General features: G+C 76.3%; 10 protein-coding genes and 1 pseudogene. 5 read left to right on the top strand and 6 right to left on the bottom strand.

Features of this window, described 5'->3' with window-relative positions:
- Positions 1-143: 143 nt before the first annotated feature.
- The 4 genes from AB0O00_RS01705 to AB0O00_RS01690 all read right to left on the bottom strand — a co-directional run bounded on the left by AB0O00_RS01705 (position 144) and on the right by AB0O00_RS01690 (position 5320).
- Positions 144-1433 (bottom strand): PrsW family intramembrane metalloprotease, encoded by a 1290-nt coding sequence (locus tag AB0O00_RS01705; RefSeq protein ID WP_363647979.1) that lies wholly within the window; start codon positions 1431-1433, stop codon positions 144-146.
- A gap of 114 nt (positions 1434-1547) precedes the next feature.
- The gene (trmB, locus tag AB0O00_RS01700) at positions 1548-2378 is read right to left on the bottom strand and encodes a tRNA (guanosine(46)-N7)-methyltransferase TrmB (protein WP_363647977.1); all 831 of its coding nucleotides are present in this window, start codon (positions 2376-2378) and stop codon (positions 1548-1550) included.
- Positions 2379-2517: 139 nt separating this feature from the next.
- Positions 2518-3753 carry an L-2-hydroxyglutarate oxidase gene (lhgO, locus tag AB0O00_RS01695; protein ID WP_363647975.1) on the bottom strand — a complete coding sequence of 412 codons (1236 nt, stop codon included), beginning with the start codon at positions 3751-3753 and terminating at the stop codon, positions 2518-2520.
- A 139-nt stretch (positions 3754-3892) separates the two neighbouring features.
- Positions 3893-5320: an MFS transporter gene (locus AB0O00_RS01690; RefSeq protein WP_363647973.1), complete on the bottom strand. Its 1428-nt coding sequence runs from the start codon at positions 5318-5320 to the stop codon at positions 3893-3895.
- An 803-nt stretch (positions 5321-6123) separates the two neighbouring features.
- On the opposite strand from AB0O00_RS01690, the gene AB0O00_RS01685 reads away from it, so the two are divergent.
- The 3 genes from AB0O00_RS01685 (at position 6124) to AB0O00_RS01675 (ending at position 9837) form a co-directional block, all read left to right on the top strand.
- Complete coding sequence (locus AB0O00_RS01685; protein WP_363647971.1) at positions 6124-8280, top strand: asparagine synthase-related protein; 2157 nt, start codon at positions 6124-6126, stop codon at positions 8278-8280.
- 230 nt (positions 8281-8510) lie between these two features.
- On the top strand, positions 8511-9032 hold the full coding sequence (locus AB0O00_RS01680; RefSeq protein WP_363647969.1) for a universal stress protein: 522 nt from the start codon (positions 8511-8513) through the stop codon (positions 9030-9032).
- 100 nt (positions 9033-9132) lie between these two features.
- Complete coding sequence (locus tag AB0O00_RS01675; RefSeq protein WP_363647967.1) at positions 9133-9837, top strand: DsbA family oxidoreductase; 705 nt, start codon at positions 9133-9135, stop codon at positions 9835-9837.
- A 27-nt stretch (positions 9838-9864) separates the two neighbouring features.
- Here AB0O00_RS01675 and AB0O00_RS01670 read toward each other — a convergent pair whose 3' ends face one another.
- Together AB0O00_RS01670 and AB0O00_RS01665 are read right to left on the bottom strand one after the other, a co-directional pair.
- Complete coding sequence (locus tag AB0O00_RS01670; RefSeq protein ID WP_363647965.1) at positions 9865-11988, bottom strand: sigma-70 family RNA polymerase sigma factor; 2124 nt, start codon at positions 11986-11988, stop codon at positions 9865-9867.
- A 721-nt stretch (positions 11989-12709) separates the two neighbouring features.
- Entirely contained in the window at positions 12710-13594 is an 885-nt protein-coding gene (locus AB0O00_RS01665; protein WP_363647963.1) for a helix-turn-helix domain-containing protein, read from the bottom strand.
- Positions 13595-14161: 567 nt separating this feature from the next.
- Here AB0O00_RS01665 and AB0O00_RS01660 point away from each other — a divergent pair.
- Both AB0O00_RS01660 and AB0O00_RS01655 read left to right on the top strand, forming a co-directional pair.
- A complete protein-coding gene (locus AB0O00_RS01660; protein WP_363648040.1) occupies positions 14162-15535 on the top strand; it encodes an FAD-dependent oxidoreductase in 1374 nt (457 codons plus the stop codon).
- 147 nt (positions 15536-15682) lie between these two features.
- Positions 15683-17075, top strand: a pseudogene (locus tag AB0O00_RS01655) (SpoIIE family protein phosphatase); the annotation flags it as partial.
- Between the last annotated feature and the right edge of the window lie 147 nt (positions 17076-17222).

Below are 17222 nucleotides of genomic sequence, written 5' to 3'. Positions count from 1 at the left end.
GCGAGCTACCGAGCTGCTCCACCCCGCGTCGGTGAACACAACAGTACGTGGAAGCCGCCCGAATGGGAAATCGGTTCTGCGCAAGGCTCCCCACCAGGCGTCCCGCCAGGCTCCCCACCGTCCGCGCCGCCCCACCGTCCGCGTCACCCCGGCGCCGTGGAGCGCCTCCGCCGCCGCGCCGCGTGCCGCAGGCTCCGGGACCTCGCCCACGCCGCGAAGCCGACCAGCGCCCCGAAGCAGGGCACCATCAGCACCGCGTACACCAGCAGGAACCCGTGCGTGCCCAGGTCGGCGGCGGCGTTCCAGGTGCCGTGCAGGGCCATCGCCAGCAGCAGCCCGACCGGCGCCGCGATCCGGGCCAGCCAGCGCCGCCGGGTGGTGAGCGCGACGGCCACGCCGAGGCCCGTCAGCGCGGTGAACAGCGGGTGGGCGAAGGGGGAGAGCAGGCCGCGCAGGACGAAGGTCTGCACGGTGCTGTCGAAGTCGCGCAGGCTGGGCGGCTCGCCGAGGCCGATGCTGTCCAGCCGCTGCTGCTGGTCGCTGGAGAAGGCCCGGCCGAGGTAGAGGGCGTTCTCGGTGAACGCGAACCCGCACGCCGCCATCCCGCCGAGGACCACCCCGGCGGCCAGGGTGCGCGGCCTGGAGCGCAGGATCCGGCCCGGCCCGGACGCGCCGCCGGACGGTGGCGCGGGCCGCAGGTACGGCAGGGGGCGCAGGTAGGGGCGCAGCCCCAGCCGCTCGCGGGCGTGCGGACCGGCGGACCGGCGCGCGTACGGCCGCGGGCTCCGGGGGCTCGGCAGGCGGCGCAGCAGCGGCGCGCAGGGGCGCCCGTCCCGTCGGCCGCGGCAGCGCAGCCGCCGGCCGATAGGCAGCAGGAGGACGAGCAGGGCGGTGCCCTTGGCGGTCTCCTCGATGACCGGGGTGACGATGCCGGCGCCCAGCAGCTCGCCGAGCGGGCCCTGGTGGGCGGTGAGGTGGCTGCTGGTCCAGTTGTTGGCGAGGATCGCGACGGTGGTCGCCGCGCACGCGCCCCAGCCCAGGCAGAACACGGTGTGCCGCAGCGGCACCCGCGCGGTCAGGTTGAGCCAGGCGAGGCCGCCGAGCACGAACGGCAGCGGCACCATCGCGAGGCCGAGGCCGACCAGCAGGCCGGTCGTGCCGGTCTGCCGCCGGACCAGCTGCAGGATCAGCACCCCGCACGCGCCCAGCGTGAGCACGGCGGTCGCGGTGACGGAGGAGAGCGCGAGCGAGCGGTTGCGCCCGGCGCGCGGGGGCGCGGCCGGGGCGGCGCCCGGCCAGGGCAGGAACCGGTGGGCCCGGCGCTTCCGCGGCCCCGGGATCGTCCGGGTGCCGCCGGTGCGCTGAGCCGTCTGCGGTGCGTCGGCGGCGGCCCGGACGGTGGACCGGAACCGGCCGCCCGACGGGCTGCTCACGCGGCTCAGGGTAGGCCACGGCACGGGCCCGGAGGGAGGACTCGGGACGAATCGTCCTCGTCGCGCCGGGCCCGTCGAACGCCGCGGCCGGGCCGGTCGAACGGCCCGGACGGTTCAGCGGCGGCGGAACAGCAGGTCGTGGACCACGTGCCCCTTGGCGATGCCGGCCCGCTCGAACTTGGTGACGGGTCGCCACTCGGGCCGCGGCGCGTACCCGGGCGTGTTGCCGTCCGGGTGGTCGGCGGGCTCCAGCCAGCCGGTGCCGTCGCCCTCGGGGTGCAGGTTCTCCAGCTCCGGCGCCGCGGACAGCACTTCGAGCATCTGCTCGGCGTACGGCTCCCAGTCGGTGGCGCAGTGCACCAGGGCGCCCGGGGCGAGGCGGGGCAGGACGAGGTCGAGGAAGGAGGACTGGATCAGCCGGCGCTTGTGGTGCTTGGGCTTGGGCCACGGGTCGGCGAAGTAGACCCGCAGGCCGGCCAGCGAGGCGTCCGGCAGCATGTCGCGCAGCAGGATGACGGCGTCGCCGGCGGCGAGCCGGACGTTCTCGGAGCCGTCGCGCTCCAGCAGGCCGAGCAGGTTGCCGTGGCCGGGGGTGTGGACGTCGGCGGCGAGGATGCCCATCGCCGGGTCGGCGGCGGCCATCGCGGCGGTGGTCTCGCCCATGCCGAAGCCGATCTCCAGGGTGACCGGGAGGTCGCCGAACAGCTCGCGCAGGTCGAGCGGGCTGCCGTCGATGGGGATGCCGTAGGTCTCCCAGCTGCGGTCCAGGGCGCCCGCCTGGGCGTTGGTCATCCGCCCCCGGCGCGGCTGGAAGCTGCGGATGCGCCGCTCGCGGTGCTGGGCCTCGGTCGCCTTGTGCGGGTACATCGGCGCGGGGTAGCCGGCCGGCGCGGCGGACAGGCGGGCGGACGGCGATTGCTGGGGGATGGGGGCGGTGGCAGTCACAATCCCCCGAGTCTACGGGGCCGCGCGGGGCGGCCGGAGGGGCGTGTGACGCGGCTCATCCGCCCCCTTCGCGCGCCTCGCGCCATGAGTCGCGCCCCCGCTCACCTCGTGCCGCTTCTCACCCGCCCACGCCCCTCGCTCACCCGCCCGCCTCCAGCGCCGCCACCGCCCGGCGGGCCACCTCCCGGCCGATCGGCAGCGAGGCGGTCGCGGCGGGGGAGGGGGCGTTGAGAACGTGCACCAGGCGGCGCGGGGAGCGCGGGTCGGCCGGGTCGAAGCCGGCGAACGCGAAGTCGTCCAGCAGCGAGCCGTCCCTGGCGACGGCCTGCGCGCGCACCCCGGCGGTGGTCGGCACCAGGTCGTCGGCGGTCACCGCGGGCAGCAGTCGCCGGACGGCGGCGGTGAACGCCCGCTTGGACAGCGAGCGGTGCAGTTCGCCGACCTCGTAGCGCCAGTGCCGCCGTAGGATCCGCCAGGTGCCGGGAAAGGCGAGCGTCCCGGCCAGGTCGCGCGGGCGGACCGTCCGCCAGTCGTACCCCTCGCGGGCCAGCGCGGGTACGGCGTTCGGGCCGACGTGGACGTCCCCGTGGATGCCCCGGGTGAGGTGCACGCCGAGGAAGGGGAACGCCGGGTCGGGCACCGGGTAGACGAGGCCGCGCACCAACTCCCTGCGCTCCTTGACGAGTTCGTAGTACTCGCCGCGGAACGGCACGATCCGCAGCCCCGGGTCGTCGCCGGCCAGCCGGGCGATCCGGTCGCTGTGCAGCCCGGCGCAGTTCACCAGCACCCGGCAGCGCAGCTCGCCGGTGGAGGTCTGCACCGTCACCCCGTCCGCCCGCCGGTCCACCGCCCGCAGCTCGCTGCCCGTCCGCAGCACCGCGCCGGCCTCCCGGGCCAGCCGCGCGTAGGCCGTCGCGACGGCCGGGAAGTCGCAGATGCCGGTGGTGGCGACGTGCAGCCCGGCCAGGCCGGTGACCTCCGGTTCGTACCGGGCGATCCCGGCCCGGTCCAGCTCGGTGACCGGGATGCCGTTCGACCGCCCGCGCTCGGCCAGGGCCGCCAGGCGCGGCAGTTCGTCGGCGCGGGTGGCGACGACGAGCTTGCCGGTCACCTCGTGCGGGATCCCGTGCTCGCGGCAGAAGGCGACCATCTCGGCGGCGCCCGCCACGGCGAACCGCGCCTTGTACGAGCCGGGCCGGTAGTAGAGGCCGCTGTGGATCACCCCGCTGTTGCGCCCGGTCTGGTGCGCGGCGAAACCGGGCTCCTTCTCCAGCACCGCGATCCGCAGCTCCGGCCGTGCCGCCGTCAGCGCGTACGCCGTCCCGAGCCCGACGATCCCGCCGCCCACCACCAGCACGTCGAAGTCGTACGCCACTGCCGCTCCTCGCAGTCCGCCCGGCCGGCCCCCGCCCGCCGTCCGGACGCAGGGCCGAGTTCGCCGCCGATGCTGCCACGGTGGGCGGGAGGGGTCGAGGGCGCGTGAACCCGGCGTGCGGCCCCGGCGCGCGCGTGGCTCACGCCGGGGCGACGATCACCGCCCGGGCGCGCTCGGCCAGTTCGCGGACCCGCCGTTCGCCCTGGAAGGGCTCCAGGCGGCGCAGCATCTCGACCACGTACTCCCGGCTGCGCTGCGAGGAGATCCGGCCGGCCACCTCGACGGCGCGCTCGCCGGCGGCGACCGCGGCGTCCAGGTTGCCGGCCTCGGCCTCGGCCATCGCCGAGACGACGAGCCGCAGTCCGTGCGAGCGGACGAAGCCCTCGGTCGGCGTGGCCAGCGCCTCGCGGGTGAACTGCCGCACCTTGGAGGGCACCCCGAGGTCGCGGAAGCACTCGGCGGCGTCGGCGGCGAGGCGGTCGTAGGCGTAGAAGTCGATCCAGGAGGGATCCGGGTCACCGGCGCGTGCTCGTTCGAGTGCGCTCTCCGCCGCGCCGAGCGCCGTCGCACACGCCGCCGCATTGCGGGCCTTGGCCTGGGCCCGTGCCTCCACCAGGTGGAAGAAGCTCATCGTCCGGGCGGTCGCGAGGCCCCGGTTGCGCTCCAGGGCGGCCTGCGCGAGGTCCACCGCCTCCTCGGCGAAGCCGCGGTAGCCGGCCTGGAGGCTCATCGAGGCGAGCACGTAGCCGCCGAGCGGCACGTCGGCGGCGGCCCTGGCCAGGCGCAGGGCCTGGATGTAGTAGCGCTGGGCGGCCTCGTGCTGCCCGGTGTCGAACGCCATCCAGCCGGCCAGCCTGGTGAGTTCGGCCGTCGCGCCGAACAGCGCCCGGCCGACCGCGTCGCTGTACGAGGCGAGCAGCAGCGGCGCCGCCTCCACCCGCAGGCACTCCGGCACCATGGACGAACGCCAGTCCCCGCCGCCGTACTTGGAGTCCCAGCGGCGGGCCTCCTGGGCGGCCTCGCGGAGCTTGGCGGCGTCCGAGTGGCCGACCCGGAAGGGCGCCGACTCGCTCGTGGCGCGCGGAACCTCGCGGGCCACCGAGCCGTCCGCCGGGTTGATCAGCCAGCGGGAGACGGGCGTCGCGTAGGCGGCGACCGAGAAGGTGCCGGCCAGGCTGTCGCTCCAGCGGCCGCCGCCGGGCCCGCGGCGCAGGTCGAGGTCGACCCGCCAGAGGTCGGTGGCCGAGCGGACCGCCTCGGAGACCTCGCGCGGGAAGGCCAGGCCGAGTTCGGGCGCCGGGTCGGTGTCGCCGAGGCCGATCTCCTCCAGCGGGACGGGCCGGCCGAGCTTGCCGCCGATGGCGGTGGCGATCAGGTGCGGGACGGGCCCCTGCGGGACCATGCCCTTGCCCACCCAGCGGGCCACCGAGGTCTTGTCGTAGCGCAGTGTCAGCCCGCGCTGGGCGCCGAGGTCGTTGACCCGGCGGGCCAGCCCCGCGTTGCTGATCTGGGCGAGGGACAGGAGCGTGCCGAGCCGTTCGTTCGGTCCTCGTGGGCTGACGGTCATGGTGGCGGCGGCACCTCCTGCGGCCTCGTGCGCGGGGCCCGGGCGGCACCGGGCCGTAGCTGCTGTACCTAGAGTAGTCGGACGCGTTCCGACGGTTAAGAGGCCTCATTCCGGATGGCGGGATCGCGCACCCGGCGCCCCTGCGCGGGGAGTTCGCGGGGTGCGGCCGGGACCGCCCGGAACGGGCCGGGGTCGCCGCGCGCCGGAGCGTCGTGCTCCGGTCCCGTGTTCACGTGCGCCCGGCCGTGCCCCCTGGCCCGACCGGCGGCGCGGCGATTCGCTGGTGGTCGTGGGTCGGCCCGCCGTCGAGGACCCGGCGGGCCGGGGGATGCCGCTGCCTCAATCCCCGCGGGCGGCGGCGAAGTCCGGGAGGGCATGCGGATGCCCTCCCGGGCTGGACGACGCCTTTCGGCCATCTCGCGATGCCCATGTCAAAGGCGTCCTCGCGGGCGGTCCGGGCCACGGAGGGGGAGGCCCGGCCCGCCCGGCGGGAGGCGGCGCTCACCGCCCACCGAACGGATCCGGCCGCATTCCGGCACCGGCGCCGCCCAGTGCCGAGGGTGCTCTCGCCGTCGAGGGTGTTCCCGCCGGTGCTTCGGACCCGCACCTCCCGCGTGCCTTGGGCCCGAACTCCCGCGGCGCGCAACCGGAACCGGCAACACCGGTCACCGCGGCGCCAACCGGTGGCACGATGTCTCCTGACGGCGCGCCGGAGTCCTGCGCACCCCACGGAGCCACGCTCGGAGCCGCGCCAGCCGGCGGACGTGCCGCACGGCGGCAGGTCCTCGTCCGGTGGAGGCGCGATGCGGTGGCTGACGGGCTGGAGCACGGGCGCTCCCCGCACGGGCGCGCCGGCGCACGAGGCGCTCGGGACGGTCGCGCCGATCGCCGCGCACGCCCTCTGGACCGGCCCCAACCCGCTCTGGGCGGTGGGTGACTGGCGCCCCGAGGAGATCCGCCTCGTCACCCTGCGGCCCGGCGCCCGCCCCACCGTCGACACCGGCTTCGCCGCCCCCGACCCCGTCGAGGACACCCCCGCCACCACCCGGCTCGCCGTCCTCGGCCACTGCGGCGCCACCGCCGCCGAACTCGCCGCCGGCCTCGCCGCCGCCCGCGGCGGAGCCGTCCGCCACCTCACCGCCTGGCCCGGCAGCTACACCGTCGTGCTCCGCTCCGGCACCCGCTCCACCCTGCTGCTCACCGACCTGGCCGGCGCGCAGCCGGTCTTCCACACCCCCTGGTGCGGCGGCACCGCGTACGCCACCGCCGCCCTCCCGCTCGCCGACCTGGTCGGCGCACCCCTCGACACCGGCCACCTCGCCGCCCGGCTCGCCTGCCCCGAGTCGCCCGAGGCGCTCGGCACCGGCACCCCGTACGTCGGCGTCCAGCGGGTGCCGCCCGGCCACGTGCTCGCCGTCCGCGGCGGCCGGCCGTACCTCGACCCCTACGACGAGCCCGCCTCCGCCGACCAGGCGCGCGGCGAGGCGCCCGCGGTACGCGAACTCACCCGCGCCCTGCTGGAATCCGTCCGCTCCCGGGTCCGCACCACCGTGCCCACCCCGCCCGGCAGCGCCCGCGCCCGGCTCGGCGTCGACCTGTCGTACGGGACGGCGTCGGCGACCGTCGCCCTGCTCGCTGCCGCGGTGCCGCTGCCGCCCGCACCCCAGCCTGCGCCGCCGGCCGCGGCTCCGGGAGGTCCGCAGGACCTCGGCGCGACGACGACGGGCGGTGCACGGAGCGGCGCGGTCAAGGGTTCGTGGGCCCGTCCCGCTGCCCAGGAACCCAGCGCCCCCGAGCAGTTGGCCGCCATCACGCTCGGCGAGACCGAAGCCCCCGCCACCCTCGCCCTCGCCCCCGACACGCCCCGGCTGCGGCACACCGTCCTCGACCCCGGCCCCGACGCCCTCCCGTACGCGAGCCTGCGCACCGACCCGCAGTCCGGACGGCTCACCGACGAACCCGGCCCCGAACTCGTCGCCGCCGCCCGCGCCGAGGCCCGCTTCGACGCCGGCGGCACCGACCACCTCACCGGCTACGGCGCCCGCCAGGTCCTCGACGGCCACCCGGCCCGGCTCGCCGACCTCCTCCGGGCCGGCCGGCCCCGCGAACTCCTGCCGCCCGTCGCGGCGCTGGCGGGCGTCGACCGTGCCGCGGCCGGCGTCCTCACGGGCGCGCTGCGCACCCCGCTCACCGTCGTCCGGGCCGCCCACCGGCTCTCCCGGATCCGCTACGCCGAGGCGCTCGACGACGCCGCGGCGAAGCTCACGGCCCGCCACGTCCCCGACGGCGGCGGCACGGCGGGCCACCGCTCGGCCGGCGACCTCGCCTGGTGCGTCCCGGGACCGGCCGCCCGCTGGCTCTCCGACGACGCGCTCTCCGCGGTCGCCCTACGGCTGCGCCTGGCGGCGCGCAGACCGGCGCCCGAGGAACATCCGGGCGCGCGCCGGGCCAAGCACGCTCTCTACCGACAGGCGCGCTCCTTCCGCACGCTCGTCCACGCGGCGGAACAGCCGGGCCAGCGCCTCCACGCCCCATTCCTGGACAACCAGGTGGTCCGCGCCGCCCGCCTCCTCCCCGACGACATCCGCCTCCAGCCCGGCGCCCGGCACGCCCTCCTGCACGCCGTCCTCACCGGCGCCGGCCGCACCGACCTCCCGCCCGACTGGGGCCGCGGCCCCCGCCCCGACCGCACCGCCCCCGCCCGCGCGGGCCTGCGCCTCGCCGCCGAGGGCCTCGCCGAACTCTTCGACGCCCCCCTCCTCGCCGAAGCCGGCCTCATCGACCTCCCCGCTGTCCGCGCCGGCCTGGCCGACCCCGCCACCCTCCGCTCCCCCCACGCCCTCGCCGGCCTGGCCGACCTGGTCTCCACCGAACTCTGGCTCCGCCGCATCCGCGCCCGCCGCCACGGCGCCTGCTGGACCGGCCTCCCCCACCCCACCCACCCCGCCCTCACCACCTGACGCAGGAGCACCCGCCGACAACGCACCCGCACGCCCGCTCCCGCCCTCCCCCCGCAGCCCGTGGACCCTCCCGCCGGGCCGCTCGCCCAATCCACCGCCCCCGCCGCGCGGCTCGCCGCCGTCCCCGGCCCTCACCTCCTCCCCACCCCCACCGCGCGGCTAGGCGGGTGCCCGTGCGAGGCGGGTCATGATGGCGGGGTTGCCGTTGGTGCGGGTGTGAGGAGGCGGTCGTGGCCGGGGTGAGCCAGGAGGAGCCGGTGCCGGTGGTGCTGTCGGTGCTCGGGCGCCCGCCGACGGGGCGGCCGCCCGGGGTGCTGGCGGCGTGCGACGGGTCGGACGGGTCGTTGTGGGCGCTGGATCGGGCGATGACGGAGGCGGAGCTGTTCGGTCTGCCCCTCTACGTCCTCGCCGTCGTGAATCCGGCGCCGGCCGGTTACCCGCCGGGCATGGCCGAGCTGGTCCAGGAGAGCGTCGAGACCCTGGTGGAGAGCATGGCGGACGGGCTGCGCCGGTCCGTCGCCGCCGTGCAGCAGCAGCGTTTGCGCCCGTACGCGGGGGAGTTGTCGCTGCACGTGGTGCTGGGGAACGTCATCGAGGTGCTGCTGGAGGCGTCCAACCGCCAGCACACCCTCGTCGTCGGCACCCGCGGCAACGGCGGGTTCAACCGGCTGCTCCTCGGCTCGGTGAGCACGGCCGCCGTCCATCACGCGGCCTGCCCGGTCCTGGTGGTGCCGGCGCCGTCTCAGGCCTGAGTCGCTGCAGGTACCGGGAGCGGCGCCGGGAATGTCCCGAGATGGTTCACCGTTCACCTATCTCGTCAGACGCCGCATCCCCACCCCTGGAGCCCCCGTCATGAAGGTCGAGATCTACTCCGACATCGCCTGCCCCTGGTGCTACATCGGCAAGCGCCGCTTCGAGGAGGCGCTCGACGGTTTCGCGGGCAAGGAGGGCGTCGAGGTGGTCTACCGGCCGTACCAGCTGGTCCCGGACGCGCCGGCGACGCCGAGCCCGCACCGGGAGTGGCTGGCCGAGCGCTACGGCCCGCAGTCCGTCGCGATGGACGCGCGGGTGACGGAGCTGGGCCGCGCCGAGGGCATCACGTACGACTTCGACGCCGCGCTGCACGCGAACACGTTCCTCGGCCACCGCCTCCTGCACCTCGCGGAGACGGAGTACGGCGCCGCCGTCCAGGGCCGCCTGAAGGAGGCGCTGCTCAAGGCGCACTTCACCGACGGCGTCGACGTCGGCGACCGCGCCGCGCTGACGGACGTCGCGGTGGCCACCGGCCTGGACCGCGAGCGCGTGGCGGCCTACCTCGCGGGCGACGAGGGCACCGCAGAGGTGCGCGCGCAGCTGGCGGAGGCCCGGGAGCTCGGCATCACCGCCGTCCCGACCTTCGTGTTCGAGGGCAAGTGGGCGGTCCAGGGCGGTCAGGAGGCCGAGACCTTCCGCCAGGTGCTGGAGCAGGTGGCCGCCGAGATCGGCGAGCGCAAGCCGGCCCCCGTCCAGGTCGCCCCGGCGGGGGAGGCCTGCGCGGACGGCTCCTGCGCCATCTGACGACTGCAGTTCCCCCGGAGGCCCGCTTCAGGAGCACCTGAAGCGGGCCTCCGCCCAGTCGGCCACGTTGAGCGCCGACCAGACCCCGTTCACCGGCGTGACGACCAGCCGGATCGACGTCTGCCCGGCGAGGGGCACGTGCACGGGCACCGCGTCGTCCCCGGCCGCGAGCGTGGGGGAGCGCCACAGGGTACTGCCGTCGCCGTCCTGCACCGAGAAGACGACGCCGCCGGGCGAGACCGTCAGGTCGTCCACGCCGGCGACGGCGTCGAAGGCCGTGCAGGCGCGGTTGAGGTCGATCCGCGTGGTGGCGGGGGCGTGGACGGTGAGGGCGTGCGGGTGGTACTCGCCGCCGATCCAGGCGCCGCCGTGCTGCCAGAACCAGTCGGTGCCCTTCTGCCGGATGGCGGGCCCGGTCGGCGGCACCCGGTTGTTGCCGGGCTTGTGGACGGGCAGCGAGTCGGCCCAGAAGTCGGTGGGCGGGGGCGGGGTCGGGGTCGGGGTCGGCGGCGTGAACGTCGGCGTCGGCACCGGGGGCACCGTCGGCGTGGGCACGGTCGGTGTGGGAACGGGCGGCACCTCGGGCGTCGGCACGACGGGCGTCTCGGGCGTCGGCACGGCGGGCGGCGTGAAGACCGGACGGGCGTGCGTGGGCGCCGGGGCGGGCGCGCTGGTGGCCGCGGGCGGCTGCGTGGTCTTGTGCGCCGCGCTCGGGGTGGGCGTCGGCGCCGGCTTGGGGGAGGGGCTGGGCTCGGACACGGGCTCCGGCGCGGGCGCGGCGCTGCTCGGCGACGACGAGGGCGACGACGAGGGCGACGGCGCGGGCGCAGGGGCCGCGGGTGCGGGCGCTTCCGGGGCCGGGGCCGCGGGGGCGGCGGACGCGGTGGGCGCCGCGATCGGCGGCTTGGGCTCGGGCGAGGCGGTGAGCGCGTAGGCGGCGACGGCGGCCGCGGCCACCGCGACGGCAGCGGCGATGCCGGCCTTGGCGGCCGTACCGAGGCCCTCCCCGGCGATCGCGGCGGCACTGGACCCGCTCCCGCCGGCGGCACCCCCGGCGCCGGCAGCACCGGCTCCCGCACTACCGGCCCCCGCACCAGCGGTCGCGGACCCCGCCGACGTCCCCGCCGTCGCCGCAGCCGTCCCGGCGGCCGCGCCACCGACCGCGGCGGCACCGCCCACGGCGGCCGCGGCCGCGCTGAACCCGCCGACGCCGACCCAGACGAGCACCCCACCGGGCAGCAGGGCGCGCAGTCCGGTGTTGATCTCGGACAGTTCGAGGTAGGCCGCCGTGCAGCGGTCGCACTCCTTGAGGTGCCGTCCGACGTCCGCCGAGGCCCGCTTGCGCAGCGAGCCGCGCGCGTACGCGCCGAGGCGGTTGGCGTACCCCTCGCACGCGCTGTCCTGGCTGCCGGAGACGTGGGCCTGGAGGAACGCGGCGGCGAGCCGGTCGCGGGCTCGGTGGGCCTGGACGGCGGTGGCGTTGGCGGTCTTGCCGAGCATCACCGCGACGGTCTTCGGGGACTCGCGTTCGACCTCGGTGTGCCAGAGCACGACCCGGTCGTCCTCGGGCAGTTCGGCGTAGGCCTGCATGACCATGCGCTGGTCGGCCATGGCCATGGCCCAGGCGTCGGCGCCCGGGTCGGCCAGGTCGAGGTCGACGACGGCGGCCGAGGTCTGGGCGAACACGCCGAAGTCGTCGACGAGTTGTTCGCGCCGCTCGCTGCGGGTCCAGGCCGCGGCGACGTTGCGCACGGCGGTCAGCAGGTAGGCGCGGACGGCGAACTCGGGGCCCTTGCCCGCCCTGAGCGCCTGCAGGGTGCGGGCGAACACCTCGCCGGCGAGGTCCTCGGCGGTGAAGCTGTCCCGGCAGCAGGTGCGCGCGTAGCGGCGGACGGAGTCGGCGTGCCGGCGGTAGATCTCCTCGTACGCGGTGTCGTCGCCGGCCCGCACGCGGGCGGTCAACTCGGCGTCGGAGGGCGGGCGCTCGCCGTCCACGGGGTCGGCGGGGGCGGGCACCGTGGGGCGGGTGGCGCGGCCGGCGCCGACGAACGCCTCCGGGGCGACGCCGCCACGGCCGGCGGGGGCCTGGCCGGGCACTCGGCCCGGGGGGAGGGCGGCGGCGGAGGCGGACAGCGACTCGCGGCTGGGCATCCCGGCCTGGTCGGGGACGTGTCCGGTGGCCGATCCCGGTGTGTTGCCGGGCACTTGGCCGGGCACGCCGGAGGAGGAGGCGGCAGGGAGCCCTGAGGCCGCCGAGCCGGATCCGTCGGCCAGGCCGCCGGAAGCACCGCCGGAAGCACCCCCGGAGACACCACCCGAAGCGCCGGAAGCACTGCCCGAAGCGCCGGACAGACCGCCGGAACCGCCCCCGGGCAGTCCGGAACCGCCGTCGGGCGAACCGCCCGCGTGACCGTCGGCCAGCCCGTCAGCACGGCCGAAGTCGAGCCCGTATCCGTAGTCGTTCTGTTCCTCGGCGCTCACAACGGACCCCAGACTCCACGACAGCCCCCGTAGCGTGGCAGAGCGCGAGGGCGTGCGTAGACGCACGGTCCCCCGTCATACGGCGCCGACGGCGCTCGAAGGGCGCGCATCGGGACATTGGCTCCAACCACGGGCAAAGGATGGCATAGCGCAGGGAAGGGCGGTAGCCGGACCGGCCGGTACCCACTCTTCCGAGGGGACGTCGCGGATGTGTTCGCCCAGCGCGCGGCAACCGGTTGTGCGACGCCCACACCCGGCGCGCGTCCAGTGCCCGCGCGCCGGTCATTCGGCCAACTCCCTTGCCGGTCACGGCAGCCCGCCGTGCCGCTCCGATCGCCGGGTCGTGCCCGGGATCACCGGCCCCGGTGGACGCGAGCCCACCCGTGGGCCGTCAACGCGCCCGCAGGCCGTCCAGCAGGATCTGCAGCAGCCGGTCCGACGGCCCGGCCACCGCGTGCCCGTCCACCTGCGGCACACCGAGGACGCCGACCGGTACGCCGACACCCGGAACCCCGCCCGCCGGCACCGTCCGCGCCGCGTGCACCGGCACCGACGCGGTCAGCACCAGGACGACGTCCGCCACCGTGACGCCCGGCCGCAGCTCGCCCGCCGCGCCCGCCCTGGCCACCAGGGCGGCCAGCAGCTGGAGCAGCAGCCGCGGATCGGCGTCCGCCGCCGAAGCCTCGCCCGCCGTCCGCGCCTCGTCGCCGCGCAGGTCGTACCGGGCGGCGAGCGCCTGTTCGGGCACCCGCTGCTCGGGCACCCGGCCCAGTTCCTCGGCGTACCGGAACGCCTCCGGCGGCAGCAGCCGGCCGGCGCCCGTGCTCACCGCGCGGGCCAGGTACCCGGCCAGCGACTCCCAGGCACCGCCGCCGCCGTACAGCGACTCGCGCGCCTGTGCGGTCAGCCAGGCCACCTCCTCGGCGGCGATCCGCTGGACCAGCACCTCCTTGCTCGGGAAGCGCCGGTACACCGTGCCGACGCCGACCCCGGCGCGGCGGGCGACCTCCTCCATCGGTGCGCCGTAACCGAATTCGCCGAACACCTCCCGGGCGGCGCGCAGCACGCTCTCCAGGTTGCGCCGCGCGTCCACCCGCAACCGGGCGCCCGGCACGGCGGCCTGCGACGGCTCCGCCCGGTACGGGACGCCGGCGTACGAGACCGCCGACACCCCGTGCTGCGGCGGTGGTTCCACCGGTCCGCGCTGCTCCGGCACCGTGCCCTGGACGACGTGCGGTACACCCGCCCGCCCCAACACCTGTTCCTGCTCCATCATCTCAACTCTCCCCCGCAGGCGTCCGATCCCGGACCCTGTCGTCGCCCGCCCCTGCACCCCCCGGTGCAGCTCAGCCCGTCAGAAGTGACCTGATGACCCATTGCTCGTGCCGCCCGTCCCGTTCCGGTGACCACGGTCGTGCCACCGGGCCGGGCCACGCGTCCGGCTCGGTGCGTCGGCACCGCCCGGGGCCTCGTCCGGGAACTACCCTTCCCCGGATGACTGTCCCGCAGTCGGGTTCTCGCGCCAACGCTGGAACTGGCCGTAGTGGCCGCTCCACGGTGCGTCGCCGCCGGTTGTCATGGCGGTGGCCGCTCCGGCACACAATCCGACCATAGTTCACGGCTCTCCGAGGCCGAAAGTGCGTCAGAAAGTCCCCCGGGCAGCACAACTGGCCACACCGGTCACTCCCGTCGCATCCCGCCCCGTACGGACTGTGGACAAGACCACCCCCCACGGTCCTTCATAGGGGGGCGCGTCGGGGGATACCCCCCGAACGGGGGACGGCCCGGGCCCTTCGACAGGGACGGAACACCACACGAACGCGACACCGTCGGGAGGTGCACCATCAGGATCCTGATCGCCGGAGGCGGCTGCGCCGGGATGGCCACCGCGCTGCACCTCCAGCGCGGCCTGCGCGAGCGGCTGCGCCGGGGCGAGGCGGAGATCACCGTCGTCGAGCCCCAGGCCTACCTCACGTACCACCCGCTGCTCGCGGAGGTGGCGGCCGGCTCGATCGACCCGCGGCACGTGGTCGTCCCGCTCCGCCGGGCCCTGCCGGACTGCCGGGTGCTCACCGCCCGGATCACCCGGATCGAGCACGCCGCCCGCCGGGCCCTCGCCGACGCCGCGGCCCCGGGCGAGACCCCGACACCGCTCGAACTCCCTTACGACGTCCTGGTGGTGGCGCCGGGCTCGGTCTCCAGGACGGCCCCGGTGCCCGGCCTCGCCGAGCACGGCCGCGGCTTCTCGACCGTCGCCGAGGCGGTCGGCCTGCGCAACCACGTCCTCGAACAGCTGGACCTCGCCTCCGCCACCCGCGACCCCGCCCTGCGCCAGTCCGCCCTCACCTTCGTCTTCGTCGGCGCCGGCTACGCGGGCGTCGGCGCGCTCGCCGAGCTGGAGGACATGGCCAGGTACGCGGTGCGCGGGTACCACAACGTCGCCCCGGAGGACCTGCGCTGGGTGCTGGTCGAGGCCACCGACCGGATCCTCGCCGAGGAGTCGCCCGAACTCGCCGCGCACACCCTCGGACAGCTGCGCGAACGCGGCGTCGACGTCCGGCTGCGCACGACGCTGGAATCCGCGGCCGGCCAGGTCGTCGCGCTGTCCGACGGCAGCCGCTTCGCCGCCCGCACCCTGGTCTGGACGGCCGGGGTGCGCCCGTCCCCGCTGCTGCGCGACACCGACCTGCCGCTGGACGCCTCCGGCCGGGTCCGCTGCCTGCCCACCCTCCAGGTCCTCGGCCCGGACGGACGCGCGCTGCCCGGCGTCTGGGCGGCCGGCGACTGCGCGGCCGTGCCCGACCCGCACGCGGACGGCGCCCCCTGCGCGCCCAACGCCCAGCACGCCTTCGCGCAGGCCGAGCTGCTCGCCCGGAACATCGCCGTCGCGCTGGACGGCGGCCCGCACGCGCCCGACCTCGCCGAGTACCGGCCCGGTCCGGCCGCCTGCTCGACCTCGCTCGGCCTGCGCCGCGCCGTCGCTCACACCCGGCGCGGCGGGCGCCTCACCGGCCGCCGGGCCTGGTGGCTGCACCGCGCCCGGCACCTGCGCCGGCTGCCGAGCGCGGACCGGCGGGTGCGGGTGCTGATGGACTGGGTGCTGGGCGGGCTGTTCTCCCGGGAAGTGGTCTCGCTCGGCACGCTGGAGCACCCGCGTTCGGAATTCGAGGCGGGGTTCGGACCGCGCCCCGAACGGGGGCCGGACGCCCCGGCGTGACCGACCGGACGGCCACGCCGAGCGCGCGCGACTTCCGGAATCGGGCCTCCGCCTGACAGGATCAGCCTCAACCGAGTCATTACCCCGTGTGCTGATGTGTACACAAAAAGTGATGATATGACTGGAAAACGAGGAAGCGGCCGTCGTTTGAACCTCATGCGCTGGAGCGCCCGGCTCACCGGAGTCCCCTGGCGTGCCGCCCCGCAGACCGCGGTCGGCACGGAGGACGGCGTGCCCTCCGGCGACGTCGTGGTCCCCGGCCCGCGCGACCCGACCAGCCTCGCCACCGCGGCCGAACTCCTCGACCCGCACAAACCCCAGCACCTGCGCGAGGTCCTCAACCGCATCCCCGCCCCCGTCGCCGTCACCTACGGCCCGCTGCACCAGCTCGCCTACGCCAACCGCGCCTACCGCGAACTCTTCGGCGAGCGCCCCACCGGCCTGCCCGCGTGCGAGGCCCTGCCCGAACTCGGCACCCTCGGCGTCCTGCCGCTCATGGACCAGGTCATCCGCGGCGGCCGGCCCCGTAGCGTCAAGGCGCGCTGCATCCTCGGCCTCACCGGCAACCGCTACTACAACGTCTCCTGCGTCCCGCTCGGCACCGGCGACTCCCGCGACAACCGCGACGCCCTCACCGACGGCCCGCCCGCCGGCGTCCTCATCTTCGCCGCCGAGGTCACCGACCAGGTCCTCGCCGCCGCCCGGCTCCGCGAGGCCGAACGCCGCCAGCGCGAGGCCGCCGTCACCCTCCAGCGCAGCCTGCTCCCGCAGAAGCTCGACCAGCCGGCCGACCTCCGCGTCGCCGCCACCTACCAGCCCGGCGGCGCCGAAGCCGCGGTCGGCGGGGACTGGTACGACGTCATCGCCATCGACGGCGGACGCACCGCGCTCGTCATCGGCGACGTGATGGGCCGCGGCCTGCGCGCCGCCGCCGTGATGGGCCAGCTGCGCACCGCCGTCCGCGCGTACGCCCGCCTCGACCTCCCGCCGCACGAGGTCATGCGCCTGCTCGACGGCCTCGCCATGGAGATCGACGCCAACCAGATCGCCACCTGCACCTACGCCGTCTGGGACCCGCGGCGCCGCACCCTCTCCTACGCCTCCGCCGGCCACCTCCCGATGCTCCTGCGCTGCCCCGACGGAACCATCCTGCGCAGCGAGGAGCAGAACGGCCCGCCCCTCGGCACCGGCGGCGGCCTGCACGTCTCGCACACCCTGCGCCTCCTGCCCGGGACGACCGGCGTCCTCTATACGGACGGACTGGTCGAACGCCGCGACGAGGACATCGACCAGGGCCTCGACCTCCTCGCCCGCACGCTCACCGGCGCGATCGGCGCACCCGAGGTGATCTGCGCCCGCCTGCTCCGGGCGATGGGCGTGACCTCGGAGCACGACGACGACGTGGCCGTCCTGGCGTTCCAGCTGCCGGCCGACGAGACCGCCGAGGAGGCCCCCGAGGAGCGGGAACCCGCGCTTGACTCGGTCTCCGGAGAGGTCTAGTGTTCTTCGAGCTGCCTGGCAGGGAGCACCGGACACGCATCGGCGCGGACGGTCCCGAGGCAGCCAATCCTCTGAAACACCACTTCCCGGTCCGGGCTGGGTCGCGTCTTGTCGCGGCTCGGTGCGTATTCGGCGTGCGCGTTTAATTGGATTGCGTTCGGACTTCGGCCCGATTCGCTTTTCGGAG

The sequence above is a fragment of the Kitasatospora sp. NPDC093558 genome (assembly GCF_040683475.1).
In the GTDB taxonomy this organism is placed as follows: Bacteria; Actinomycetota; Actinomycetes; order Streptomycetales; family Streptomycetaceae; genus Kitasatospora.
The sequence above is the reverse complement of the archived record's forward strand: the minus strand, read 5'-3'. Positions and strand labels throughout refer to the sequence as shown.